This window comes from Emticicia fluvialis (assembly GCF_024793945.1).
Taxonomy (GTDB): domain Bacteria; phylum Bacteroidota; class Bacteroidia; order Cytophagales; family Spirosomataceae; genus Emticicia; species Emticicia fluvialis.
Genome location: NZ_JANUSD010000003.1, coordinates 125,215 through 150,861, shown reverse-complemented (window position 1 = coordinate 150,861; position 25,647 = coordinate 125,215). Strand labels below are relative to the sequence as shown.

The following is a 25,647-nucleotide window of genomic DNA, read 5'->3' as shown; positions in this document are numbered from 1 at the left end:
ATGAGAACCATAACTACTTTTTTGCTGATTATGATGCTTTTTACGGCTGCTACCTGTGCCGATTCTGATGGCTATTCGGGGGTGATAGAAAGCATTGAGAACGGGAAGGATGGCTACGTGGCTACTTTGAAAGACGAGAACGGCGAGCGTTTTGAAGCGCTGTTTTCGATTCCGAATATGGGGCCTGATCAATTTAAACGCTGGCAGGTAGGGGATAAGCTAAATTTGGAGGGCGATACCATTCATATCAACCAAACTTACAGGGTTATTGCGCGTAAGGCGGAGAAGAAATGATTTGGTGAATGATTGATTTGTGAAATAAATACTATTTCAATTTGTGAGACATTGTGTGCATTGATAACATTGTGGCAATTAAATTATAGCTATTATTCTATACCCGTGCCACGCCCTTTTACTCATGAGTATAGGCGTGGCACGAGCAATTACTTAATTTGCTTCGGTATAAGCCTTAAAATTATCTAATATGGCCTGCCAGCCCATTTGCTGCATTTCAACGGGGTTTTGGGTTTCAGCGTCGAAAGTTTCTTCTACCTGTGTTTCAGTACCGTTTATGTCTGTAAAAACAATACTTACCTGTCGGCCGTCGCCCATAGTGTAGGCTATCAGCTGGTTTTCTTGTACGTCGTCATAAATGCCGCCGAAATCAAAGCTAAAGCTGCCGTCTTTGGCAGCCATGGTATAAACAAACTGCCCGCCAACGCGTAAATCGTTTTCAGCCTTTGGCGTGTGCCAGTCGGGCGATGCGTTGTTCCACTGCATTACCATTTCGGGCGTGGTAAAATATTTCCAGACTTTTTCTACGGGCGCGTTCACAGTGGCCGCTACCGTAATTTTTGTGGGTTGATTACTCATTTCGTCTCCGTTTAATTGGTTAAAGTTGTTTTAATTTTTGGCGTGAAGGCGCCTATAAGCCTGCGGCCATTGGTAACTTATGTTTGGTATATTTGCGGCGTTTGGGGCGTTCAATATACACTAGCGGTTTTTTATATTTTTTGCCTTTACCGGTAAGCAGGTAGTCGCCGGATACTTTGTATTTTTCAATCAGAATGGTCAGCCATTCCAGTTGCAGAATATCGCGGCTGTGGTCTTTGCGAAGCTGATAGATATTGCGGCTGTTGATGTTGTTTTCGGTGTAGAAATCGTTCATGAAATGGATGTGACCCATTTGCACGAGTTCGTCCAGAATTTCAAAGAAACGCCGGGTTACCTCCTGACTTTTATCAGATTGCATGTTAGTTAAATTTGGTTTACTAACAGCAAAGTTAATGAATGGCAGTTATGAAAAAATAAAAAAATGTGGTTTGTTGGAGCCTGGTGAAGAGCCGGATTCAGGAATTTAACAATTTTGCCTTTTGCCTGTCAAACTCATCTGTGGTTAATACTCCTGCATCTAAAAGATTTTTTAGTTTTTGAATTTCGTCGGCTACCGATGTTACCGGAATATTACCGGTAATAGTGCCTGTTATTTCAATATCTCCTCGTTTACCGATATGCTCTTCTATCATGCTTCTCCATTTTTGGCGTTCTCTATCGGCTGCCTTGTACAAAAGTTCACCATAAGATGTGCGGGTTTTAAGAAAGGCGATAGAATAAATTATTTTTTCGGGTGCACTTATTTCAATATCCAAATCTACTCCAAAATAATTTCTATCATAGCTATTAGCAATTGTATTGTCATAGTCAATGGTGCGGGGTTTCCTGTAATCCTTTATGATGGATCTTTCAACCGACTTAATACTCTTAATTTGAGAGAAATTGTAAATTTTTGGCTCATAATCAGTTGTAACAAAGCAAATCTTCTTGTTAGTTAAATCAAGGCCTATAGATGTGTTTAAACTTGTTCCATAATGAAACGTAAATGAACCAAGTGCCGGGTGTGAGGCAATATTTTTCTTTCTGGCTTTGTCTTGCTGAGAGGCTACAATGCTAAATGCAATCAATGCAATTACAATAATAATTGAGATTAGTATTAAGATTTCCATCTTACAATTAGCTATAATTTTTCAAAAAGACCTTTTAATTACTTTAAATATTTTATGTACGTCGTTCAAAGATAATTTAAAATCGGCGTATTCGGGGCTGTCGTTACGGCTGTGGCAGGTAATGGTGGCCGTTTCTTTATCAAAGCCCACAATGTCTTTAAACAGTACATTGCGTTTGGTGAGGATAACCCACCCGAATTTTGATTCCCCAAAGCCATTCATCCATAAATCCATTGGTTGTTCTTTGCCCAGCACAATGGCTCTGTCGGGGGTGTCGTCTATCAGGCCGCCATTCATGCTGTCGCCTGAAACCCTGAAAGCCACAAAATTACCCCTGTCTATTTTGTCTACAATAAAAGACACCATCTCGTCCGACTGCAGCGAGCCTGCTTCGCCCAGTTCGTCCAGGTAGCGGGCAAAGGCTTCGGCGCCCAGTAAAGGTGCCTGCACTATCAGGTCGCCGTTTTCATTGTTTACAAAGGTATGTATATTACGGCTTTTGCTGCCAGTAGCTTCTTTAGGTTTATAGGTCTGAAATACTTCTTTTATAGTACGTTCGGCCAGGCTTGATACATTCCTGTCGCCGCTTTCCCATAGTTGTACTGCTCTCATAGAAACACCAACAAGTTCGGCGAACTCGGTTTGAGAGAGCTTATTTTTCTTCCGGAAACTTCTGATTTCCGTTCCGCTTATGGCAGTTGCGCTCATATTCATGATGTGTGTTCCGTTAAAGAATTAAATTTTTTTTTGTTATTTACTTGCATAATGCGAACTTGTTCGCTATTTTTGTACATCATTTAACGAACAAGTAAGTATTATTCGACAAAAATACAGAAAATACGTAAATGTGCAATAAAAATTTTAAAAGATTCAGCCTTTTTAGCTCTGGATCCACACAAAACAAATTTATGAACAATAACCGGGTATAACCGGTTGCTGTAACACCTCAGAGCGGTCTGCCCCGGCTGGCCGCTTGCGGGGGGCAGTGCCTGACGCAGATGAGAATGGTATGGAGCGTGCGAGCGATAACAACCTGCGGCCTGATATAAAACCACATGAGGCAAGGGGATGCGTATTATGCCGGAAGATTAGCCACTGGGCAGAAATGGCGCTACTGATTAACAATGAATTTGCGCCGATGCCTGTGGGCTTTGGGTTTATTGTAAAAGATGCCAGGCTGGTGTGCGGCTATGTAGACAGGTTTGACAGAGACAGCGGTGATGCCCTGACACCACCCGGCGAAGCGACCGTTTTTAACACGATTGAAATGCCCTTTTCTGCCAGCACCACTGCTGCTGAGGTTTACGGGTATATTCAGCGGGCGGTTGAGTTGGCTGCCGACAGATGGAGTGCCATTGAAGCGGAAAAAAGCCTTTGGGCTTAAAGATAATGCTGTGACTAGAAAAAGTGTGTGATTTGACGCGTATGCTTTGTTTTAAATCCTCCTCCGGCTGGAGGAGGCATTTCTTTAGAGGTTTAGTTAAGTTAGGTTTATAGAGGTCTGAAAATCCCCTCCGGCTCGGAGGGGCATTTTTTCCGGCCGCCAGAATTTTTAGTCATTTTTTTTAGGGTAAGAATAGATATAACTAACAAATCCTCCTCCGTTTCGGGGGAGGCATTTTTCAACAATCAGTCAGGAGCGAAGCGAGGGTAGGGTGCTGGTTGCTTTAAACAAGAGAAGAGTTTAGGTTTTATATTAGTTTTAGGAACGATTAACGAAAACCCTCCTCTGCTTTAGAGGAGGTGTTTTTTCTGACATCGGCAATTAATTATTTGAACCAACAACAATATATATACAAGGCCGGGTTACTGACAACCACCGGCCATAAAAGCAGGTAATGCCTGCGCTGCCGATATGCTATCTGTGCATGAAACGGCCAATAAAACGGGTGTTTGGCCCATAATTAGTTAAAATTTTTGCCTGTGATTCTATCTGCTATGGTTTTATTCCTGCCAGAGAAAACGTAACAATCCCATTTTTAAACCTTCAATCAATACCACAATGACTTTATTCAGAACTTTTCAACCAGCCGATTTTGAGCAGATGCTTTACCAGCGTGTAAAAATAACCCAACGAAACAAAGTTTCTATCAGGGGAAAGATACTCGACGTGATTCCGGACGAAACCAACGGCGGCTTACACAAAATAGCTATTCAACAAGATTTTATATGCTCGGGTAAGGTAGGCAAGATAGTGCGCGAAAGCCGGCTGGCCGTTGGCACGGTTTATCTTAGCAACGTAGCCCAGGTAGAGATGTTGGAGCAATGAGGGGTGAGCGAATTAGTGAATGAGCGAATTAGTGAATTAGTGAATGAGTGATTTAGCGGCCGCCGTTGCGGTGAATTAGCGGGCGGCGTTCCGCTGAATGAGTGAATGAGTGAATGAGTGAATGAGTGATTGAGTGAATTAGTGAATAACTATCTGATTGGCAGATGTAAGGGTTTAATGCGGGGCCTTTGTTAAAATTTATTGTACCCATTTGCTTTTGCTGAAACTATATAGGGCTATATGAACGCGAATGCGTAGTAATTTAAAGAGGGCTGATTTCAATAGATGCCGCTCAATCACCGCAACAGCACTCGCTAAATCACCGGAACGCCGCCCACTCATTCACCGCAACGGCGGCCGCTAATTCACTAAATCACTAATTCACCCAATCACTCAATCACTCAATCACTCATTCACTAATTCACTCATTCACTAATTCACTAATTGTCTCCACAAATAACACCGTGTGATGAATTATATTGATTTGGTAAATCATTTCTGGCGATTGGATGACGGTGCTCAATTTACGGGTTGGGAAACCAAGCTGTATTTTTATCTATTAAAAACGGCTAATGGTTTAGGTTGGGTAAATGAATTCTGGCATTCAGACGGGCGGGTGTCTGCCAATGTCGGAATGAGCATTAATACGCTGAAGACTTCGCGTAACCGTCTGAAACAGGCCGGATTGATAAACTTTATTGCCGGAGGCAAGGGGCATGGTAACAAAACCAGGTATCAGATTCTGCCGCCGGAGGTCTGGCAGAAAGCCAGAGCAGAAGCAGGGGCAGAGGGCAGCAAGGGGGGCTCGCGCAGTAAATATATGCCCGAAATGCCCTTGTTTATGAAACAGAACGACACTGAGCCGTCTGCCATGCCTGCCCATTTGCATGCGGAGTCGACGGAGCAAGACCAGGCCCTAAACAAAAACCCAGACGCGCTGCCCTTTGTGGAGCAACACCGCAAGCAGGCCGCCGGACACAGAAGTGAGCCTTTTACGAAAGACGACCTGCGCGCCGATTTACAGGATAGCGAAATATGTAAAATGGCGGCAGGTAAAAATGATATTAAGCCTGAAGAATATGCCACCGCAGTAAACAGTTTTGTTGAAATGAAATTCGGCCTGGGCAAGCAAAAGCAATGGAAAGATATAAGCAGCGCGCGCGAGAATTTTTTGTACTGGCTGCCCTACTATAAACAGAACAACCTCAATAAATATGGAAAAAGTAATACCCACAAGACCACCGGCCGACAGATTGTTGAACAACCTGCCGACGACCACTCAGTTGTTGAGCAGGGAGCTGACGGGGTCTTACGCCGAATTTCGGGAACGGGAGTACAGACCTTTGCAGGATGAACTGTTCAAGGCTATTTTTCCGGTGCTGGGCAGGCATGCCAATTCGGCCAGGTTGAGCCCGGTCATGCAGCAGGCTTTTGTGCAGGAGCTGGCCGACAGGCTGACGAGCGAGTATTTTTCTAAAGCCTTTGACTACCTGAAAAAACAACAGAAACAGGAAGCCGCCGAAACCGCCAGAAAATTGCAGGAACAAAAAGAAGCCCGTACAGCCGCCATGCGGAATATATCTGCCACCGACTTTAAGGGCAGGATACTGGCAAATCTGGATGCACTGGTGGCAGCACGCAACCCGGGGCGTAAATTCAGGCTTGATAATTATTGTGTTAAAGCCTTTGAATTATGCCTCGGTTATTTTCATGCAGGGGGTGCCTCTGCCATGAACAAAAACAAGGGGATATGTTTGCTGGGCAAGGTTGGCACGGGCAAGTCTACCCTGATGGCGGCTTTTCAGGACAACCCGCTGGCGTCGTTCAGGGGTATAAAAGCGCAGGAAATTGTAGAAAGCTATGTGATTAACCCTGAGCAGACCATCGACGAAATTCTGGCCGAAAAACCGCTTGGCGGTGATGAAAACTGCTATGGATTTACCAGATATGACCTGCTGATTGAGGAAGTTGGGCGCGAGCAGCTATCGGTAAATGTTAGGGGCGAGTCTTACAAAACCACACCTGTGAACGTAATGGAAAAGGTTTTGCTTGAACTCTACGACCGCCCCGGTGTGCGGGTGCATTTGATATCTAATGCCGAAACCCCCGAAAAACTGGCCGCTCTGTATGGCGAAGCCGCCGCCAGCCGCATTTATGATATGTTTAATGTTATAACTTTTGACCCCAAAGCGCCCAACAGGCGGTACGGGGGCTGAGTTAGGGGGCGTTTTCTGTTCTTGATGCAGCCACCGGCAAACCGTTTTTGCCTGTTGGCTTGTTTTTTTTGATGGGGCAGTCGGTTAAAAAGTATTTCATTGCGCAAACATTATTTATATGATTTTTGCAGCTTTTTAGTTTTTAAAATAATTACCATGAATCCTTAGCTTAACAAATTTACAGTAGTCAAAAACAAGTCAGTATCCTTTTGCCAAGCTACCAGTAATTATAGATAAACAATTGATACAAAGACCATTACTGACAGGAGCGCATCACAAACCATTGCGAAGTTTGGTTTGGAAAGGCATTTGGAGGTGTGGCCGATTATTTTAAAAATATTCAACTTATTCTGTTTATTATAAAAGGGAAGCCTTAAGTCGCTCCCCTTGTAATCTGTGTAAGAGGTTTAGCGTTTGGCCACAACCCCTGAACTCCAGTTGCGTTTAATTATAGTACTTTTTTTTAAGCCACTGGCTTATTTTTACCAATAAAATCAGAACGGGAACTTCTACCAACGGCCCAATTACGCCTACAAATGCCTGAGGTGAATGGATTCCGAATACCGCTATTGCCACCGCAATAGCTAGTTCAAAATTGTTTCCTGTGGCGGTAAATGCAATTGCTGCGTTTTTGTCGTACGGCACACCCAAAGATTTATTGATAAAGAAGCTTAAGAAAAACATGAGTACAAAATAGACGACTAATGGTATTGCAACCTTCACGACATCCATAGGCAACTCTATTATTTTATCACCTTTCAGGCTGAACATCAATATTATGGTAAACAGTAAAGCATACAATGTAATAGGCGATATTTTGGGTACAAATTTACGGTTATACCATGCTATACCTTTTGATTTTACTAGGAAATAACGGCTAAGAAAACCAGTCAAGAAAGGGATGCCTAAATAAATCAAAACACTTTCGGTCACGTCTTTTATAGATACATTTACATTGAAACTTGCCAAGCCTAATTTGTTTGGCAGTACATTAATAAACAGCCAAACTAAGAAACTGTAACTAAATACCTGAAAGATGCTGTTTAATGCAACTAATAAGGCTGCATATTCTCGGTTACCTTTTGCCAGGTCATTCCATACTATAACCATTGCAATACATCTTGCTAAACCTATCAGTATCAATCCTATCATATAATCCGGCTCACTTCTTAAAAAAAGAATGGCTAAACCGAACATTAAAATTGGTCCGATAATCCAGTTTAACAATAGCGAGATGCCGATAACTTTTTTATCCTTCAATACTAAAGGCAACAATGAGTAATCCACCTTTGCCAGTGGCGGGTACATCATCAATATCAAACCTATGGCCAGCAGAATATTAGTAGTGCCAAAGGATAGCGTATTTGTAATTTTTGAAAAACCCGGAAAGAAATATCCTAAGCCTAAACCAAGTGCCATTGCAAGGAATATCCACAAGGTAAGGTAACGGTCGAGAAATTTGAGTTTTGGTTGCATTGGCTACTTAGTGATTTTTGAAAAAACATAAAACATTTCCAATGCTATCTGTAAACTCCTTTCTGAATATACTGTTGTCTGTTCAGGGGAATTATCTGAAATTTTAGGGTCTTCAAAAGTGATGGGAATCCTTTTTTCAGCACCAGCGATAAAAGGACATCCGCCGTCGGCCTGTGAGCAGGTCATGATAGCAGCAAAAGCAGATACAGGATTAAAAGGACTGTCATACTTTTTAGAAAATCCAATTATCGGTTGAGAATTATCACTATATTTTATGGCATAAACAGGATTAGTGCCATCATGTATTTTGAAAATATTAAATCCCTGATTGGATAAAGTTTCTGCTACTTTTGGAAACAATGCGGTTTCTTCTGTACCTCCTGAATAGCAATTCACCTTCTCAATATCGAAATGAGAGGCGGCTACTTGTGCCCAAACCTGTGATAAATGGCTCCTGCGCGAATTATGGGTACAAATGAAATTTATATTTATTTGCTGCCTGCTATTGACTTTTAGCTGAATAAAATCAATCAATGGCTGTAAGGTACTTTTACGCTCATCGTTATTAAATTTTTCCCATTCTAACTGTTGAATGGTCTCTATCAACATTGGATACATAAATATTCTAAATTAAGGGTTTAACAGCATCCTGAATTTGGAGTGCAGGAATTTGATTGATTTGCAGTTAATTCGGAAAGGCTTTTCTTTTGTTTTCCTGAAGGAATTCCGCAAGCATCCTGAGCCAGGCAGGCCGTCGTTTTATTTTTCAATACAAATGTATTTCCATTGAAATCCAAACCGTACTTACCGATAGTATTACTTTGGTATTCCACTTCTATCTCAGCATCTTCAATTCCTAATTTTTCTTCTGAAAGTCTGATTATACTTAATAGCTTTCCTGGTTTCAATCGGTGCTCATAATCATTGGCATCCCACAATTGAAAATTGACCGCCTTTTCATTACGGATTACGCCGCCACAATCAATAAAATTTTTGTTGATTTGTCCGATTTCGGTAACGTGAAAGTGTTCAGGAACAAATGTTCCGTTTTCTAATTGAAATTCAACATTTTCTAATGCTGGTAAAATTTCTTTGATTTCAGATAACTTCATAATACTAAATTTAAAATGATAAAATAGATAAACGTTATATAGCAATATGGCGATGTTAAAATGTAAAAAAATGCCTTAACAGCACTGCTTTACGTTAACATTCTGATTGAAAAAGCCATTAAATTCTTCTTGAAATTGTTTCCATACCTTTTCGTCAATACAGTAACAAACTGATTTTCCTTCAATTGAACCTTGAATAATACCTATGGTTTTTAATTCTTTTAAATGTTGTGAGATAGTTGCCTGCGCTAATCCTAATTCCTCAACCAGATTATTACAAATACATGCTTTTTGGTTGATAATATACTGCAGGATTGCTATTCTGGCTGGATGCCCTAAAACTTTAAGAAGCGATGCCAGTTTATTTTGCTCGTCTTTATATATTTCTGTTTTTGTAACTCCCATTTCTACATTTATTTACATCGTAATATTACGATTACATTGCAATATTACGATAATAAGATTAAATACAAAAGATTTTCGTTTTTTATTTTTGAAGACTCACGGTTAAACCTTTAAAAATCAACAAAAAAAGTAAAAAAAATTGAATCATAACACCGAAGCTGTACTATAACAAAACAGAACCAGAGCCTGATGGATATGGATGGCAAAACCATGGCCTGATAACCTATCTGAAAGATTACGCGGTTATGTTCACCCAAAAAAAAGACAAGGTATAAAATACCCTGCCTTTCCGACTTAAAGTTTAACCTCTCGATTTCAATCTTTAAAACACATCAATTATTTACCCTAAAATGTTTTTAATTTTTTTCTGCAAGCCGGGCTTTGCCTTGCCCGGTTATGCCTTTGGTTGTGGTATTGGAAGCGTTTTTTTATAAACAGGCAAATCAAATGCCATGCCGATTACAGCCCGTAAATATTAATTTACAGATTTTTCAAATGCATTATGTAAGGGTATTTTAAGCAATAGAGGCAGAGGCAATAATGCCTTTGCAAAAGAAAAGAATGTCATAAATAATAGGTTAAAAGTATTTAGTACCCTTGGTACCGGTGGCAAAATAATAAGAAAATATTTAAAACAATAATTTTCAGGTTTTTTTTTGGCCTGGGTATTGGGCGTGGGCTTTGCCAGGCGCCGTAGGCACGGCGGCATATTTCATGATAAAAATCATAATTCTACCTAGTTGGTATCATAATTTATGTAGGGGCCTGATTCTAATTTTGAACCGCAATAAAGACAATACGGTAATGTTGTGCTGTAGTAGTTTAGCAAACATTCTTTTTTTTTTCGATTAGCTCATGTAGTTAGAAACGCGAAAAATTTACACAACAAGAGCTTAAAAGTATTTGTCAAGGGTTTGTAGAATTAGGTTCTAGATGAGGTTAAAAAGGCAGGCGTTGCCTGCCTTTTTTCTACAATTGCCCGGTGGCAGCAGGTTTTTCATTTTAGTATGTAGTAAATAAGCGTGAACGGTTCGCACAATAGACATTGGTATAATGATTTTTATAAAAGCTTAGGATTAGAACAGTTAGGTTAGAAGAAGACAGGCCATGCCTGTCTTTTTTCTGATTATGGCATTCAGCCGTCAGCTATTCTTTTTTCAGGGTACACGTACAGCCTGTAAAATACCGGTTGAAAATTCTTTTAACAGGTATTTAATACTTTCTTAAAACTAAAGCTAATGTCTTGATGTTCAGGGTCTGACAGGCTTCAAACAATCTTGATAATGCAAACACCCGACTCTAAGTTTTTCTGGCACTATAATGTTTCAGACTGGGTTCAATGGCTTGGCAGTTCAGACACCGGCTTAACCGGGGCATCTGCACAGCAGCGTTACAAGGCATCGCTTTCCGGCCGCAAAAACAGGTCTGGTTTCAGAAAAGACCTTGATTTGTTTTTGGGGCAGTTTAAAAATCCGCTTATGCTTTTGCTGATAGGCGCGGTTATTCTCTCGGCTTTTCTGGGCGACAGCTCAGACGTTTTCATTATTCTGTTCATTATCTTAAGTACAAGCGTGCTTAGTTTTCTGCAAGAACGCAACGCAGGGCGCATTGTAGAGCAGTTGCAGGGGCTTATCAGCCTGAAAGCCATGGTTATCAGAGACGGCCAGCTGCAAAAGGTGGCGTCGGCAGGGGTGGTGGCCGGAGACCTGCTCGTGCTGAAAGCCGGTGACATTTTACCCGGCGACTGCCTGCTGATGGAGGCCAATGAATTATATGTAAACGAAGCAAGCCTGACGGGCGAGTCGTTCCCGGTCAGGAAAGAACCCGGCCTGATAGAGAAAGAAACTGCGCTTGCCAAAAGAACCAATTGCCTGTGGGAAGGCACCAATATTGTAAGTGGCACAGCCAAAGCGCTGGTGGTTCATACCGGAGCCGACACCATATTTGGCAGCATTATTAAAAGCAGCGGTGTTACCACAGAAACGTCGTTCGAAAAAGGCATCAGGGATTTTGGTTTTTTTCTGATGCGCATTACGCTCATCCTGTCTATTTTTATATTGGTTGTTAATTTGCTTGAACACGAAAGTGTGATAGAGTCGACACTCTTTGCGCTGGCGCTGGCCGTGGGTATGGCTCCAGAACTGCTGCCGGCCATTACCACCATTGCCATGAGTGCCGGAGCCAGGCGCATGCTGAAAAAGAAAGTAATTGTAAAAAAGCTGGCTTCTATACAGAATCTGGGTGAGGTAAACCTGCTTTGCACTGACAAAACTGGCACCATAACCGAAGGCGTAATAGTAGTAAATGCGGTGCTTGACGGCACCGGTAAAGATAGCCCGTTTGTGAAACAACTGGCGTTCTGGAATGCTACGTTTGAATCTGGCTACAGTAATCCGATTGATGATGCGCTCAGGCAAATGACAGTGGGCGATATACAGCCAGCCACCAAAACCGGAGAAATACCTTATGATTTTATCAGGAAACGCCTGAGTATTGCGGTTGAAACCGGAGGCGAAAAGCTACTGATAAGCAAAGGTGCATTTGGGCAGATTACGGCTATATGCAGTCGGATACGGTTATCTGACGGTACTTTGGAGGCCTTTGATACCTACCGCGCCCAAACAGAAGACCGTTATGCCCAGTATGGTAGCCAGGGGCTGAGGGTAATTGCTGTGGCCTATAAAACCATAACCATAGGCAACCCCGGAAAAGCTGAAGAGACCGACATGATTTTTGCAGGCTTTGTATTGCTGCAAGACCCCATTAAGGCAGGCATAACAGACACCCTTGCCCTGCTGAAACAATTGCACATAGATTTGAAAATCATTACCGGCGACAACCAGAACATAGCCCGCACCATTGCACAAAACATAGGCATTGCGCAACCGCTGGTGATGACAGGCAAAGAACTGATGAGCACCAGCACCGAGGCTTTGACACAAAAGGTAAAAAGTGTGCATATTTTTGCCGAGGTTGAGCCGCAACAAAAAGAGAGCATTATTCAGGCATTGCGGAAGTCGTACACGGTGGCTTACATGGGCGACGGCATTAATGATGTAGCTGCGCTGAACGCTGCCGATGTGGGGATATCGGTAGATAATGCCGTAGATGCCGCCAAAGAAACAGCCGATTTTGTGCTGATGGAAAAAGATTTATCGGTGCTGGCAGATGGCATGCGCGAAGGCCGCAAAACATTTGCCAACACGCTCAAGTACATTTATATAAGCACGGGGTCTACCTTTGGTAATATGTGCAGTGTGGCTTTTGCCTCGTTGATACTGCCGTTTTTGCCCATGCTGCCCAAACAATTGCTGCTTACTAATTTTCTTACCGATTTGCCTTACCTGATGGTGGCGTCTGACAACGTAGATGAAGAGCAACTGGACAAGCCGGGCAAGTGGCGGCTTAAGGTAATCAGAAACTACATGGTAGTTTTTGGGATCCACAGCTCTTTGTTTGATATCATTACGTTTCTAACCCTGATGTTTGTGCTGAAGGCTAAGGAGGCCACGTTTCAGACAGGCTGGTTTATTGAGTCTGTTTTGTCTGAGTTGTGCATCTTGTTTATCATTCGCACGCATAAGAATTTTTTCAAAAGCAAGCCGGGCGGCTCGTTGTTTCTGTTGAGTATAGCAGGCTTGGCGCTCACCATTGCATTGCCCTATCTGCCGTTTGCGGCAAGCATTGGGCTGGTGCCTTTGCCACCTGTTTATCTGGGAACCATGCTGTTAATTGTGCTGGCCTATATTATTACGGCCGATATCCTGAAAGTCTGGTTTTTCAGGCATTTTCAGGGAGCCGGGAAGGGGTAAGGTCAATCTAATTCAGCCACGGATTATAATTTTAAAAGCAGTGGCTGAACACGATTTTTGAAAACACCTGCTATCGGTTTTTAATTCTATGCGCCAAACAGAAGGCTAAATGGTTTCTTCTTTTATCTGCGTTACGTCGACCCCCAGTTTTGTAAACGCTTTTTCTCCTTCGGCGGTAATATAAAAATGTTTGTCGGTTGGCGTTTGTCTGGCAATCCAGCCTTTGTTTATAAAGGTTTCAGCCAGCAGCATGCCCAGTTTACCACCTATGTGTTGGTAGCACATTTTTGCAGGTTTTACTTTTTCAGTCATTTGATTGGTGTTTAAGTTTTACTCGGGCAGTAGGCTGTCGTTCCAGTCGCGGATGGTAAATGATTTCACCAGCCCTTCCAGTATAAACGGGTCTTCGGTTACAAATTGCTCGGCGGCGGCACGGGTCTTGAAAATAGCCATATTGCCAAAGTCGCTAAACGGCCCGATGCCAATTACCTGGCCTGTTTCAATATATTTTTGTACTACTGCCAGATGGCGCGGATATACGGCCATGATGGACTCCATGCCTGCGCCAGACGGCTCGCCAATTACTACTGCTTTCATAGAAATAGAAAATAGGTTTATGTTTTGTGTTCAGAGATTTTTTGGTGGCGTTCAACCATCAGGCAAACAGGCAGGTAGGAAGGGCTTTGATTTTTATCAGTTTAGCTCTCTCTGAAAGCCTTTGGTTAAAGCCCCGGATGAGGAATGAGTCAAGTCTGAAACCTTCTATTTGATGCCGGAAGCGCCTATGCAAAGATGCTGAAAAGTAAAGGGTTTTCAAGGCCATTGGGCGTGTTTATTTTAGAGAGTGGCCGTGGGATAAATCGGTACAGCTTGTATAACAAAAGTGAAAATGCTGTTTTGATGCTTCAGATAGAAATTAGACTTTTCGCAATGGTTGTAAAGACGTAATTAAAAATCCGGCAGAGACGCTGCCGGATTTTTGAAATGTAATTCGCAGGTTGTTTTGAGACGCAGTCTCTTTTTTTAAATTTCGCTTAAGTTTTAGAATATAAGATGTCTGTTGCAAACTTATCAACTCTCCTAGGATATTTGATCGGTGTAATCAGACTCTTCCCTGTAATTATGGCGAGAGCCACTTTTCAAAGTAATTTTCTGTATTGTTGGTGTTCTCCATTTTTTCTTAGCAGGAGTTTTAGTGGTGTGTACGGTTTTCATTTCTTTTTGGGTAGAGTATAAGTTAATGTTGTTGGTTTACGTAACGAATTAGCTGGTAATTGAAAAATACAGATGGATGAATACAGAAACTGTGTTCAGTAAGCCACACCTTTACCAGACCAGTACTTTCATAGTCAGGCATGGGGCTGACCAAAAACTTTTGAGTTAGCCCCGGTTTATTATGCCAGAATAAATTTTTAAAGTTTATGAAAGATCATTGTTATAAATTCCACTTTCATTAATATCTCTTATACTTCCATTATTGACAGCCAAAATCCTCATTTTGGGTACTATCCATGTTTTCTTTCCTCTAGCATTAGCTATTTTGTTGTGTTTTTTGGTTGGTTCTTTCTTCATTTTTTTTTGGTAGATTATAAGTTAATGTTGTTGGTTTACGTAACGAATTAGCTGGTAATTGAAAAATGGAGATGGATGAATACAGAAATTGGATTCAGCAAGCCACACCTTTTCCAGACCAGTACTTTCATAGTCAGGAATCCGACAGAAGCTCTGCCTGATGAAAGATTCATTTTTATGAATTATTGAAAATTATGAAAATGGAGCTTCATATAAATTTTCAAACTCAAATGGACCGGGATAATTCCCATTCCTCAAAACAATGATCTGCATGCCGGGTGTTTGCCATTTTTTCTTAGCAGGAGTATTGGTTGTGTAGTTGTTTTTTTGTGCGTGTACGGTCTTCATTTTTTTGGGTAGATTCTCTGTTAATTATTAATTGTGCGTGCCCATGTAGCCGTCAATCAGCCATTGACGACTAAATAAGTATTTGCGGTAGAAAGAAAGAGTGATTGAGTGGATTAAACATTCACAGCAGTTTTCTTAAGCGTACCGGGGCGTAAAAATGCGAAATGGTTTTAAAAATTCAAAAAATTAGGAAGCGGAAAATTAACAAACAATTAAAAACTTATTGAGCGGCAACAGTTGGCTTTTAAACGTAAAAATAGAAGTAACTGAGCATAAAGTAAGCCATTCAAATATTAAGGAAGCTAAGCCGTTTTATAACACCGCTTACTCATTTTTTGGTTTGTCTGGCTGCACAATCCTGTAAATATATCTAAATTGCCGCGCTGTTTAGTTAACAAGTCACAACCTATATACAATGAGTCACTACTGGGGCTGCATAAGCCTTTCATCTGATTTTGACGCTACCGGCATCTACCATCAGATGCAGAAAAGCATGGAATTCTTCAAGGCCGACGCCCATGTTGATTATCAATCGGCAGAGGCGGTTTTAGCCAATGATATAGTGTTTATTACGCCCGAATCGGTTGGGCAAACCCAGCTTTGCCGCAATGAACGCTACGTGCTGGTGGCTACTTGCAGGCTGGATAACCGCCCTGAACTGGCACAAAAGCTAGGCCTGAGCGAAACCCTTACCGATTATACGTATCTGCTGGAAGCCTATATTAAGTTTGGTAAAGACTGTGTGAAGCATATCGTGGGCGACTTCTCTTTTGTGGTATGGGATACCCACACCCGCACGCTTTTTATGGCTAAAGACCAACTGGGTATCAGGCCGCTGTTTTATTATCAGGATGCCGAAAAGCTGGTTTTTTCAACCACCATGCAGGCCATCAAGGCAGTTATTACACCTGTGCTGAACCAGCGCTACATAGCCATTGAGCTTAAAAATTATGTGCAGGATTATGCGCCCACCTTTTTTGAGAATATACACCGGTTTTTGCCTGCACACTATGCGCTGGCAGATACGACAAGGGGAGTGTATGAAACCGCGAGATACTGGGAGTTGGAGGCCGAGGATATATCGGGTTTCAGGAACGAGGCCGAATTGTATACAGAGCTCAACAGGCGTTTTACCGAAGCAGTGGTATGCCGCGCCCGAACACACAAAAATGTAGGTTGCCAGCTAAGCGGTGGGTTAGATTCGTCGGCCATTGCGGTTTTGCTTTCCAGAAACATCCCTAAACAACGCCTGCATACGTACTCATTTGTGTTGTCTGACAAAACACGGCCGTATTCAGAGAGGGGTATTGACGAACAGGGAACACAACAAGCCATTATTGATTATGCCGGCTTGCTGCCGCAGAATCATCATAAAATAGAGGATTTTTATTTTAAAGATGTATACGAGCAACTGGAGCGCACCGATTTGGTAATGGGTGGGTTTGCCAACTCTGACTGCCTGTGGCAGGATTCGCTGTTCAAGACGGCCTCGGCCGATAACGTGGGTGTGATGATGAGCGGTTTCCCGGGCGACGAAGGGGTATCATGCTCCGGAAGTAACTATTATTATGATTATTTCGGGAATTTTGATATTCCGGCTATAATCAGGTTCTTTATGAAATATCCGCTACGCGGCCCCAAAAGAATGCTTGATTACCTGCGGGCCAGATGGCGGGGGTCTCTTGTAAAGGGCTATGATAAAATACAGCAGGGCAGAAACCTGCTACGGGCCGACAGCCCCTGGCATCAGCAGCTGAAAGACGAAAGTTTTTTGTTTTATCCTACATTTAAAAAATGGTTTAAAGAACAGATAACCCGCCCGCATACCTGCCACCGGACAGAGTCAGAAGGTGCTTATGCCCTAACACATGGCATGGAAACGGTGTATCCGATGGCCGATATACGTTTAGTCAGGCTGGCATACAGCCTGCCTGTAGAAATGTTTGCCCCTGCTACTTATAACCGTGCGCTTTTCAGAAATATGTGCAAAGATATACTGCCCGATGCTGTAAGGCTGCAACCCAAGTTTAGCGGAGCCATGACACTGGCATTTGCCGAATACTGGAAGAAAAAGAACATTGAAGACCTGAAGACTTACCAGGTTACAGACCCTCTGCAAATGATGTTGCCCGATAAACGGCTGGCGCCAGATGCCGACCTGATGGATATGTTAATGAGGCTTAATTATTACTACATAGACTACTTTGTTAACAAATATATGCCTGCAAAAGCAAATTAAATGGGGGTAGATAATTATTTAAACCTGAACGAATGTTGTTTAAGTTACCTGCTAAAGTTTTTTTTAGCACGGTGGCAGCAAAAAAAAACACTCATGCCATAAAGTATGCCGAGTGTTTAAGTTTATTTATTTCTTGCTGCTAAATTAACTTGGTCCCTGAATCCCCATTATTTCAATCGGAAGGATTACAATTCCACTGTTAACTTTGAGTACCTCCATTTGCGGTTTTACCCATTTCTTTTTGGGGTTCATGGCTGGTGACTCATGACTGGTTTTGGCCTGTTCTAAGTTCATTTTTTTTGGTGGTTATAAGTTAAAATAATTCGGAAAACCTGGAAATTTATATTGGCTATAATTGGTTGCTAAAATCTATACCTGCACAGGTATATACGGTGTTTATCTTACGAAAAGAATAAGGTTTTTGACTTACAGTTTATACGCTTGTTATGAAGCCGGTAGGTTTGTCCGGCGTTGTTACTAAATTACTCCTTAAAATTAGGTATTTTATTTTATTGCTTAATTACACAACTAGTTATTTTTTACTAGTTATTATTGATTAATTATCAGGCGGTGCTGTATAATCTAATTCAGTTGGTTCAGGTAAAATACCTGCCTTTATGCATAACTACGCCATAAGCAAAAGCCTCCTTTTCCAAAACAGAGAAGGAGGCTTTGCTTTTTTTTATTGCTTACATTAAAAGCAGGCCGCCGTCTACCACAATGGTGCTTCCGGTTATGTAGTCAGATGCTTTTCCGGCCAGAAACAACGCCGCATTGCCAATGTCGTCAGGCTCGCCTATGCGTTGCAGCGGCAGGGTTTGTATAAACTGCGCTGTCTGGGCCTGCATGGCCTCCAGTTGCTCTTTGGGCAGGTTGTCGCCTGCTATTTTTTGTACACCCGGGGTATTTACCCCGCCCGGTGCAATGTCATTTACGGTAATACCATATTTGCCGGCTTCTTTGGCAAAAGAGCGGGTCAGCATTCTTACACCACCTTTAGAGGCATCGTATTGAGCCAGGTTTCCGGTTGGTTTCAGGCTGTCAATAGACGAAATGTTAATTATTTTGCCGCCATGTTTTTTTTCAATGAGTGTATTAATAAAAGCCTTCGACAAAAACGCCACTGCTTTCAGGTTTATGTTCAGGGTTTTGTCCCATAGGTCTTCGTTCAGTTCAGTAATGGGCATGTATTTAAAAATCCCAGCGTTATTCACCAGAATATCAATGTCGCCAAAAGTATCAACCGCGGCCTTTACTATACCCGGTAAAAGGGCAGTATTGCTTAAGTCGGCCTGTATATAGGCCACTTTACCACCCTGCTGCCTGATACCATCTACGGTAGGGGCGGCCTCCTGCTCACTTACGATGTCGGCAATCAATACCGACGCCCCGGCTAATGCCAGCCTGGTGGCAATACCTTTACCTATACCCATAGCGCCACCGGTTACAATGGCCGTTTTATTTTGTAGTCCGAATAAATCCTGAATGATGTTGTTCATAAAGCTGATAAGATTGAATGATAAACGCGGGGCAAAGCAACGAAAGCCGGCGTATAAAAATTATGAGTAAAATCATGAAGCCGGATGATGCCCGACAAGTGCGGGATATCAGGCACAGACCTGACCGGAATCATATATGCGGCTGTCTGGTGTCAGGTTATGAATGGTATTTGTGTGGCAATTTTGTGGTGTAAATTTAAAGCCCGACATGAAAAAGATAATTTGCACAACCGACTTTTCAAGAGCAGCCTCTAAGGTTTGCCGCTATGCCGCACAACTGGCAGCACAAACAGGGGCAGAGCTTTACTTGCTGCACGCCTCGCATCCTTCCTATACATTCAACCCCGACCTTCAGGTAATGCCTGTAGAAGACGTATCTGTTGAGCTTTATTATCAGGCAAGGCTGAAACGCCTGGCAGCCAGATTAACCAGACTAACCGAAGGCGCAGTTTATATAGAGCCTGTTAACAGGGTAGGCCTGGCAGCAGATGTAATTGCCGAAACAACCGCCAGGTTTAAACCAGACCTGCTGCTGATGAGCACCGTAGGGCAATTGCCGAGGAGCTCTGAGGTGATTGGGAATGTAGCCAGCGAAATGATAGGCAAAGTAACGGTACCCACCATGTTTGTGCCGCCCAAGGCAGGTTTTAAGCCTTATGAAAACGTGTATGTGGGCATAGATGTGAACGAAAAGATAGATGCCGTAGCACTGCAACAGATGATAGACCGGCTGAAGGCCTTTAAGGCTGTAATAACCATTTTTACGGTGGTTAAAGACCCTGAGGCTCCGGCGGTGAAAGAGGTTACTACCAGGCTGCGCGAAATGCTGCATGAGTACCCGCACGTAATAGACATTAGCCAGGGTGATAACTTTACAGATACTTTTCTGAGCCATGCACATGCCAATAAAGCCGACCTGCTGGTGGTGTTTCCGAAACAGCACAACTGGCTGAAACGCTGGCTGACGGTATCTAATACCGAAGAGCTGGTTTTCAGAACCGGGCTGCCCTTGATAGCCATAGCCTGAAAACAAACCGCCATGATAACAAACCGATAGCCATGAATGCAGTAACAGATAAAATATGGGTAAGCAATAACCTGAACAATGCCGAAACCGCCACCGCCCTGAAGCACAAGCTGATGGCTTTGGTGGGCGTATTGCAGGTGCAGGTAAACCCCGCCGAACACTGGGTAGAAGTAGAGCATGAAGACTTTACCGATACCGAGAGCATAACCGCCACACTGGCAGCCCTGGGTTATAAGGTGGCTTTTGTGGCATAAGTATTAACAGCAGCTGTAATTTTTTTAATTTTTCAATCTTTAAATGTATGAAATCGTTAGTGAAAAATCCGCTTGCAGATTTGTTTAAGGATGATTCGTTCTTTTCAGGTTTGCTACACAAAGACAACGTTCCGGCTATAAATATCAAACAGACAGAAAATGCCTACGAAATGGATATTGTTGCGCCGGGTATAAAAAAAGAAGGTTTTAAACTAGAGGTAGATAATGGTTTACTGACGGTGACAGGGCAGGCAGAAAGCAGCACAGAAAACGACACCGGCAAGTATTACAGAAAAGAATATAGTTTTGAGTCGTTCAGCAGGCAGTTTATTTTGCCTGAAGGATTAGACACCGATAAAATTGCGGCCAGCTACGCCGACGGCGTGCTGAAAGTAACCCTGCCCCGGCAGGCAGAAGAAAAAACAGATAAGAAAAAGACTGTAGCAATTGTATAGTTATAGAGGTTTAATGTTAGCGTTGAAAGGCAGGGCAGGGTTTGCTCTGCCTTTTTTATGAGTTTTATCATAGGTGGCATTTGGCTTTGCTCATGTTTTAAAACAGGCCTGGCCATTACCTTTGTGGGCATCTATACGCACAAACACCAAACAACAATACCGCTATGAAAAGCACTGCAAGCCAACACCCGCAACAGAAGCTCTGGCAGAAAGAACTGGAGCTGATGGCCGAAGACAACGACTTTATGCTAAGCCTGCTGGCATCGTTACAGGCAGAGCAGATTCTGACCCATAAGTATGACGACCGCACCAGTATTTTCTTCAACCATTTTCAGTATTTCTTTCATCAGTCGAAACACCTGCAGGAAGGGCTTGAGCTGATAACCAATGAAGAAACCCTGCCCGAAAGCCACTATTGCCGCCTGAAAGAAGAAATCAACAACCTGATTGAAAAATATGAGGTTTTCAAGGGTAATTTCAGAGGGTTTCTGTCGTCGCTGGCTGTCAGAAAAACTGCCGTTACCTTTTATTGAGCCAGCCACCAGCTAAGCAGGCAGGCTGCTCAACGCCTCTCCCATACCTGTTTAAGCAGCCGCACACTGCGCACGCGCACTTATTGCCTATCTACCCAATACTGTATAAGGCTGTAGACGCCTATGAGCAGGATAAGCCATAACGATAACTTGCGGAATGGCTCCTGCGGAATGTGGTTCAGCAGCCTTTTACCCAGCCATGAGCCAGTAAAGCTGATAACCAGCAATGCAGGCGCCTGCCACAGCATATCGCGGGTTAAATATCCCTGAAAACTATATACGCCGAAACGGCTTAGGTCTACCATAAAATCAATAAGGGCCGAAGTGGCCAGAAAAGTATCTTTCTGTACATTAAATGAGGCCAGCGCCAGGCCTCTTACGGCTCCGCCCGTGCCAAGCCAGCCGGCCATCCCCCCAGACAACCCACCGCCTATAACGGCATTTACCAATGTGGGTTTAAAAGCGAAGTCGGGCTTTAAAATCAGCAACCCTGCAAAAAGCGACAAAAACAAGCCCAGCAACAGATTAGCTATGCTGGTATTGACATACTTTGAAAAATAGGCGCCAATAATTACAAAGATGATACTGGGGATGCCGATTTTGAGAAAAATAGATTTATTGAAGCCTTTTCTGAAAAGTACAATTTTTGAAAGATTACTGAAAATATGCAGCAGAGATAATATGCCCAGCACCTGATGAAAACTAAGAAAATGATTGGCGATAGGTACAAAAAATACCGAAGAACCAAAGCCGCCTATGGTTCCGATTATTTCAGCAAGCAGGGTTAGGAAATAAAAAAGGAAGCCGGGAGCGTAATTCATGCACGGCAGGTTTGTTGGTTAATAACTGGTAATTGCGATGCTTTTGTGATTTATAACGATGAAAAGAAAAAAAATCAGGACAAAATCCTGATTTTTTAAGATTTTTTTGCTGTGACTAAAAAAGTTTGCAAATGTTGCAAGAATTTTTTTCAAAAAACAAACATGAAGTAAAAAAATATGCTTATTATTGTTAAAATTCTTTAATTTAGAAAGAATATAAAGTATAAAGCTATCCGGCGTTGTTTCTGGGTAATCCTGCCGATAGCCAATGAGCGTCAGGTACCGGCAATGTGGCTGGTGATTTTGATTTTAAACCGGCTGATGGCCTGTTTTACAAATAACAAAGTAAACCAAAGAGAGGAGTGAATACCTGCTCGGCTTTGAATACAAATACCGTTGATAATTACTATTTGAGATTGAATTGTTCTCTGCACCAATCCGGGTGATTTTTTGAAGACAAGGCCCGGTGAGTAGTTGCGTATGCTTGTCTTTGTTTTTCAGTTTTGATGTCGTGTTACCAGATTTGTCAGGCAGTGTAATACGGCAGTTCAAATTACGTTTTTACTACATTTGCTGAAACCCTATAATAGCTATTTGATTGATACTTCTTTTGTAAGGTCTGAAAACCAATAATTTATAACAATCTGAATTCATGCAACTATACCAGGGCATTATCTGCTTGTAATTTTTGGTATATGCGCCTGATTTACAGATGCTGTTTTAAATATTAATATCCGTCAGGCCAACACACACCAATTTTAGAATGAATAATAATTTATCAACAGCAGACTCCGGCGAACCGCTTTTCGATTCCGGATTAAAACTTATCCTTAAGTCGGGGTCGGTCAGGGAAAAAGAATTTGCATTGCTTAACAGGGCGCTCAGCAACGAAAACAGCCTGGGTAATATGAACCTGTTTCTGAAACTGATAAAAGACCCCGAGCTTGAAACCATTGCCTTTGTATGCCTGGGCAAATTGCTTGCCCATGCGCCGGTAGTAAGCCTGCCGCTGGTGCTGCCAGTGTTAATTAAAGGCCTGGGTAGCACTAAAGAGGCAGTAAGGCAGGCCAGCCAGACCGGGCTGGACAGCCTCATCAGGCCATCGGGTCAGCGAGAAGACGGCCAGACGGTTGTTCATCTGGGGGTTCAGCTTAAACCCAGGCAGGTACATGAGTATCTGGAGTCTGATTCGGCAGAAGAAATCATTACAGCTTTGGTGTACCTCTACTACAAACCTCATAAAGATGCCGACCTGTTTGAGATTCTCGACACCCAGCTTGATAAAAATATAGAAGCCGTTGATTGCGTGGTAGGTGCCATTGTAGATACTAAATTATGGGGGATTATCAGGAAAATAACCGACCTGAGCGACCTGAGCCTTAAAACCTACGCCCGTGCCAGGCAAAAGGGTCTGAAATCGAAATCGTCGTGGGTGTACAGGCGGTTTGATTCCATGCGTGAACTGGCCCGCGAACACCTGAAGTTTATGAACGAAAGCGCCTGACAACACCATTTAACGCCCCGGTTCAGGCAGGGCGCTGCCTGTGAGCTTTGGCGGTTGCAGGTAATTAGCTGGTTTTTTTCTGAATTTCGGCTTTAAGTTTAAACAAAGCCTGCCCAAAGCTGTTTCTACTATTTAAGAAAAAACCTTTACCCTTTAGCTTTTTACCTATTATTTGTATGAGTTTTTCTGATTTTTTTTATACGAAATCGGCCGACAGTCTATCGCACCAGTGGTCAGGCTACCTACCTGCTTATGCGCCATCCTTTCAAATCATTCACCTTTTATTCAGGCATAAACCCCATGTTAATACCCCGCACCTACTGGCAGAGCTGAAGACGGTTTTCGGAAACGTTGAATTGGCGCCAGACGGTAGCTTCAGTGTGGATTTTATGCCCGAATACACCACAGGCACCAACCGCGGACCAATGAAGGCCGCAGCGGCCATTATGCCTCAGGTAACCGAAGCAGCCACAGAAAAATATATAAACGCCGCAAACCATGCCTGGCATTGGCCAGACGCCGCCGCTGAAATACAAAATTGCCGTTACGAAATAAGCCTGCAAGAACTGATGCCGGAAAACCTGCCTGCGGCCATAAGGCTGGAGTTTTTTCAGAAGTTTGCCGGGGTGGTTATCAGTGCCTGTAAGCCTGCGGTGGTTTATTTCAGGCATAGCCATAAACTGGTGGATGCCGGTGATTTTCTGAACGCCCTGAGCCATGAACCACCTGCTTTTTTATACGGCGCCATGAGCGTGCGCCTGATGCAGACGGCAGATGGAAAGGTGCTGGCAGATACCCTCGGGCTTTATGCTCTGGGCCTGCCAGACTTTGAATGCCTGCCCGGCTTACTTGAACCGGCTGGCATGGCAGGCACTCTGACCGACCTGGCTTATGAAATGCTGGAAAGTGGCCGGGTTATCAGTGATAACGACCTCTTTAAAGCGCAGGGCAGAAACGAAAGCTGGAAAACCCGGCTGGGACAAGCATCAAACGGGCCTGACAGACTGGTAATTAAGCTGCTACCTGCCTGATGGTGGTTATGGCCGCACCTGTACTGAATGCGCCCTGCCAGGCTTGCAATTTGTGATGGTTCGTTAAGAATTTCTTATTTATTGTTACTGAATTGTGTGGATAAACGTTTCTGATTAGTTTTACCGGAAACTTAACCATAACAACCAACAATAATGGGACTATTCGACATTTTTAAGAAGAAATCTGCTGAGACTACTCCGCAAAGTATTGCACCTAACCAACCGGCTATTCAGTTTGTAAGCCTCTTTTATGAAAACAAACCTGAAATAAACCCGGATGCTATTCTGGCTGAACTGAAACAACGTTTTGCCAACGTTGAGCCCTTGCAGATTGACGGCACAACGGCATTTGCATTCCCTGATTTTATGACAGATTTTAACGGCGTAAACGTACCGGCACAAGGGCTTGTTTTAAATACAGACGTTGAAATTGACCTGGATAAGTATAAAGATGCCATTGCTGATTCGATACAGTGGTCTGGTGCTGAAGACGCCATGAAAAAGTGCAGGTATCAGGTAAGTGTTACCGAGCTGATGTCTAAAGGTTTGCCGCATCAGGCAAGGCTAGAGTTTTTTAATACCCTGGTTTGTGCCGTGGTGCAGGCTACCGGTGCACAGGTGGTATATTACAGAAACAGTAATAAACTGCTGGATGCGACGAAATTTATGGAGGCCTGCGATGCGCAGGAGCCGGAGTTTCTGGAGGGCGCGATGAATTTCAGGTTGTTTGAGCTGAGCAACGGAGAAATACTGATGGATACCCTTGGCCTGCATGCGTATGGTATTGCTGATTTTCAGTGTTCGTTTCGTAAGTACGAAGCACATGAAATAGCAGGTATGCTGAATATGCTGGCTTACTACGTGGTTGACACCGGCGATTTTATCAGAGACAACACCACCGTGCAGGGTATTGGTAAAAACCCGGTATGGAAAACCAGATATGAGGCTTCAAAAGTAGAACCTACCCGGCAGGTGGTAACCGTTATACCTAATTACTAGGGTTTTAAGCTGTTTGTAACCGTGCCAGACTCTTTTGCATAAGCATATTTGGTTTGGCACGGTTGCGGCGCG

The 25,647-nt window shown here is 43.0% G+C and carries 29 protein-coding genes; 14 read left to right on the top strand and 15 right to left on the bottom strand.

The window, feature by feature from the left end:
- On the top strand, positions 1–294 hold the full coding sequence (locus tag NZ848_RS04525) for a hypothetical protein (protein ID WP_259014533.1): 294 nt from the start codon (positions 1–3) through the stop codon (positions 292–294).
- A gap of 153 nt (positions 295–447) precedes the next feature.
- Here the strand turns inward: NZ848_RS04525 and NZ848_RS04520 are convergent, their stop codons facing one another.
- The 4 genes from NZ848_RS04520 to NZ848_RS04505 all read right to left on the bottom strand — a co-directional run bounded on the left by NZ848_RS04520 (position 448) and on the right by NZ848_RS04505 (position 2,711).
- A complete protein-coding gene (locus NZ848_RS04520; RefSeq protein ID WP_101726421.1) occupies positions 448–873 on the bottom strand; it encodes an SRPBCC family protein in 426 nt (141 codons plus the stop codon).
- A gap of 52 nt (positions 874–925) precedes the next feature.
- Complete coding sequence (locus NZ848_RS04515) at positions 926–1,252, bottom strand: hypothetical protein (RefSeq protein WP_101726422.1); 327 nt, start codon at positions 1,250–1,252, stop codon at positions 926–928.
- Positions 1,253–1,349: 97 nt separating this feature from the next.
- A complete protein-coding gene (locus NZ848_RS04510) occupies positions 1,350–2,003 on the bottom strand; it encodes an SHOCT domain-containing protein (RefSeq protein WP_259014532.1) in 654 nt (217 codons plus the stop codon).
- 21 nt (positions 2,004–2,024) lie between these two features.
- Positions 2,025–2,711: a helix-turn-helix domain-containing protein gene (locus NZ848_RS04505; RefSeq protein ID WP_259014531.1), complete on the bottom strand. Its 687-nt coding sequence runs from the start codon at positions 2,709–2,711 to the stop codon at positions 2,025–2,027.
- 277 nt (positions 2,712–2,988) lie between these two features.
- On the opposite strand from NZ848_RS04505, the gene NZ848_RS04500 reads away from it, so the two are divergent.
- The 3 genes from NZ848_RS04500 (at position 2,989) to NZ848_RS04490 (ending at position 6,488) form a co-directional block, all read left to right on the top strand.
- Positions 2,989–3,387, top strand: coding sequence for a hypothetical protein (locus tag NZ848_RS04500; RefSeq protein ID WP_259014530.1), 399 nt, complete (start codon positions 2,989–2,991; stop codon positions 3,385–3,387).
- 618 nt (positions 3,388–4,005) lie between these two features.
- A complete protein-coding gene (locus tag NZ848_RS04495; RefSeq protein WP_259014529.1) occupies positions 4,006–4,272 on the top strand; it encodes a hypothetical protein in 267 nt (88 codons plus the stop codon).
- Between the two features lie 1,214 nt (positions 4,273–5,486).
- A complete protein-coding gene (locus NZ848_RS04490) occupies positions 5,487–6,488 on the top strand; it encodes a hypothetical protein (protein WP_259014528.1) in 1,002 nt (333 codons plus the stop codon).
- Positions 6,489–6,932: 444 nt separating this feature from the next.
- On the opposite strand, the gene arsB is transcribed toward NZ848_RS04490, so the two are convergent.
- The 4 genes from arsB to NZ848_RS04470 all read right to left on the bottom strand — a co-directional run bounded on the left by arsB (position 6,933) and on the right by NZ848_RS04470 (position 9,481).
- Positions 6,933–7,964 (bottom strand): ACR3 family arsenite efflux transporter, encoded by a 1,032-nt coding sequence (arsB, locus tag NZ848_RS04485; RefSeq protein WP_259014527.1) that lies wholly within the window; start codon positions 7,962–7,964, stop codon positions 6,933–6,935.
- A gap of 3 nt (positions 7,965–7,967) precedes the next feature.
- Positions 7,968–8,582: an arsenate-mycothiol transferase ArsC gene (locus tag NZ848_RS04480; protein ID WP_259014526.1), complete on the bottom strand. Its 615-nt coding sequence runs from the start codon at positions 8,580–8,582 to the stop codon at positions 7,968–7,970.
- A gap of 20 nt (positions 8,583–8,602) precedes the next feature.
- Positions 8,603–9,076, bottom strand: coding sequence for a DUF6428 family protein (locus tag NZ848_RS04475; RefSeq protein WP_253524819.1), 474 nt, complete (start codon positions 9,074–9,076; stop codon positions 8,603–8,605).
- Between the two features lie 75 nt (positions 9,077–9,151).
- Positions 9,152–9,481, bottom strand: a complete 330-nt coding sequence (locus NZ848_RS04470; protein WP_253524816.1) for an ArsR/SmtB family transcription factor — start codon at positions 9,479–9,481, stop codon at positions 9,152–9,154.
- 1,283 nt (positions 9,482–10,764) lie between these two features.
- Here NZ848_RS04470 and mgtA point away from each other — a divergent pair.
- A complete protein-coding gene (gene mgtA, locus NZ848_RS04465; protein WP_259014525.1) occupies positions 10,765–13,293 on the top strand; it encodes a magnesium-translocating P-type ATPase in 2,529 nt (842 codons plus the stop codon).
- 105 nt (positions 13,294–13,398) lie between these two features.
- On the opposite strand, the gene NZ848_RS04460 is transcribed toward mgtA, so the two are convergent.
- The 4 genes from NZ848_RS04460 to NZ848_RS04445 all read right to left on the bottom strand — a co-directional run bounded on the left by NZ848_RS04460 (position 13,399) and on the right by NZ848_RS04445 (position 15,213).
- A complete protein-coding gene (locus NZ848_RS04460) occupies positions 13,399–13,605 on the bottom strand; it encodes a hypothetical protein (protein WP_253524761.1) in 207 nt (68 codons plus the stop codon).
- An 18-nt stretch (positions 13,606–13,623) separates the two neighbouring features.
- Entirely contained in the window at positions 13,624–13,890 is a 267-nt protein-coding gene (locus NZ848_RS04455; RefSeq protein ID WP_259014524.1) for a YciI family protein, read from the bottom strand.
- Positions 13,891–14,712: 822 nt separating this feature from the next.
- A complete protein-coding gene (locus tag NZ848_RS04450) occupies positions 14,713–14,865 on the bottom strand; it encodes a hypothetical protein (protein WP_259014523.1) in 153 nt (50 codons plus the stop codon).
- Positions 14,866–15,057: 192 nt separating this feature from the next.
- Entirely contained in the window at positions 15,058–15,213 is a 156-nt protein-coding gene (locus NZ848_RS04445) for a hypothetical protein (protein ID WP_259014522.1), read from the bottom strand.
- A gap of 415 nt (positions 15,214–15,628) precedes the next feature.
- Here NZ848_RS04445 and NZ848_RS04440 point away from each other — a divergent pair, with 415 nt between their 5' ends.
- Positions 15,629–17,452, top strand: coding sequence for an asparagine synthetase B family protein (locus tag NZ848_RS04440; RefSeq protein ID WP_259014521.1), 1,824 nt, complete (start codon positions 15,629–15,631; stop codon positions 17,450–17,452).
- 144 nt (positions 17,453–17,596) lie between these two features.
- Here NZ848_RS04440 and NZ848_RS04435 read toward each other — a convergent pair whose 3' ends face one another.
- Positions 17,597–17,746, bottom strand: coding sequence for a hypothetical protein (locus NZ848_RS04435; RefSeq protein ID WP_259014520.1), 150 nt, complete (start codon positions 17,744–17,746; stop codon positions 17,597–17,599).
- Between the two features lie 395 nt (positions 17,747–18,141).
- Positions 18,142–18,951: an SDR family NAD(P)-dependent oxidoreductase gene (locus NZ848_RS04430; RefSeq protein WP_259014519.1), complete on the bottom strand. Its 810-nt coding sequence runs from the start codon at positions 18,949–18,951 to the stop codon at positions 18,142–18,144.
- Between the two features lie 62 nt (positions 18,952–19,013).
- Here NZ848_RS04430 and NZ848_RS04425 point away from each other — a divergent pair, with 62 nt between their 5' ends.
- From NZ848_RS04425 to NZ848_RS04405, 5 genes are all read left to right on the top strand, one after another.
- Complete coding sequence (locus NZ848_RS04425) at positions 19,014–19,145, top strand: hypothetical protein (protein ID WP_256503988.1); 132 nt, start codon at positions 19,014–19,016, stop codon at positions 19,143–19,145.
- A 14-nt stretch (positions 19,146–19,159) separates the two neighbouring features.
- Positions 19,160–19,978 carry a universal stress protein gene (locus NZ848_RS04420; RefSeq protein WP_253524716.1) on the top strand — a complete coding sequence of 273 codons (819 nt, stop codon included), beginning with the start codon at positions 19,160–19,162 and terminating at the stop codon, positions 19,976–19,978.
- 32 nt (positions 19,979–20,010) lie between these two features.
- On the top strand, positions 20,011–20,232 hold the full coding sequence (locus NZ848_RS04415; RefSeq protein WP_253524713.1) for a heavy-metal-associated domain-containing protein: 222 nt from the start codon (positions 20,011–20,013) through the stop codon (positions 20,230–20,232).
- A 47-nt stretch (positions 20,233–20,279) separates the two neighbouring features.
- Positions 20,280–20,687 carry an Hsp20/alpha crystallin family protein gene (locus NZ848_RS04410; RefSeq protein WP_259014518.1) on the top strand — a complete coding sequence of 136 codons (408 nt, stop codon included), beginning with the start codon at positions 20,280–20,282 and terminating at the stop codon, positions 20,685–20,687.
- A gap of 164 nt (positions 20,688–20,851) precedes the next feature.
- On the top strand, positions 20,852–21,220 hold the full coding sequence (locus NZ848_RS04405) for a hypothetical protein (protein ID WP_253524707.1): 369 nt from the start codon (positions 20,852–20,854) through the stop codon (positions 21,218–21,220).
- 80 nt (positions 21,221–21,300) lie between these two features.
- On the opposite strand, the gene NZ848_RS04400 is transcribed toward NZ848_RS04405, so the two are convergent.
- Positions 21,301–22,041 carry a sulfite exporter TauE/SafE family protein gene (locus NZ848_RS04400; RefSeq protein ID WP_259014517.1) on the bottom strand — a complete coding sequence of 247 codons (741 nt, stop codon included), beginning with the start codon at positions 22,039–22,041 and terminating at the stop codon, positions 21,301–21,303.
- Positions 22,042–22,804: 763 nt separating this feature from the next.
- On the opposite strand from NZ848_RS04400, the gene NZ848_RS04395 reads away from it, so the two are divergent.
- The 3 genes from NZ848_RS04395 to NZ848_RS04385 all read left to right on the top strand — a co-directional run bounded on the left by NZ848_RS04395 (position 22,805) and on the right by NZ848_RS04385 (position 25,575).
- On the top strand, positions 22,805–23,545 hold the full coding sequence (locus NZ848_RS04395; protein ID WP_259014516.1) for a hypothetical protein: 741 nt from the start codon (positions 22,805–22,807) through the stop codon (positions 23,543–23,545).
- 176 nt (positions 23,546–23,721) lie between these two features.
- Entirely contained in the window at positions 23,722–24,576 is an 855-nt protein-coding gene (locus NZ848_RS04390; protein WP_259014515.1) for a DUF4261 domain-containing protein, read from the top strand.
- 153 nt (positions 24,577–24,729) lie between these two features.
- The gene (locus tag NZ848_RS04385) at positions 24,730–25,575 is read left to right on the top strand and encodes a DUF4261 domain-containing protein (RefSeq protein WP_259014514.1); all 846 of its coding nucleotides are present in this window, start codon (positions 24,730–24,732) and stop codon (positions 25,573–25,575) included.
- Positions 25,576–25,647 lie beyond the last annotated feature (72 nt).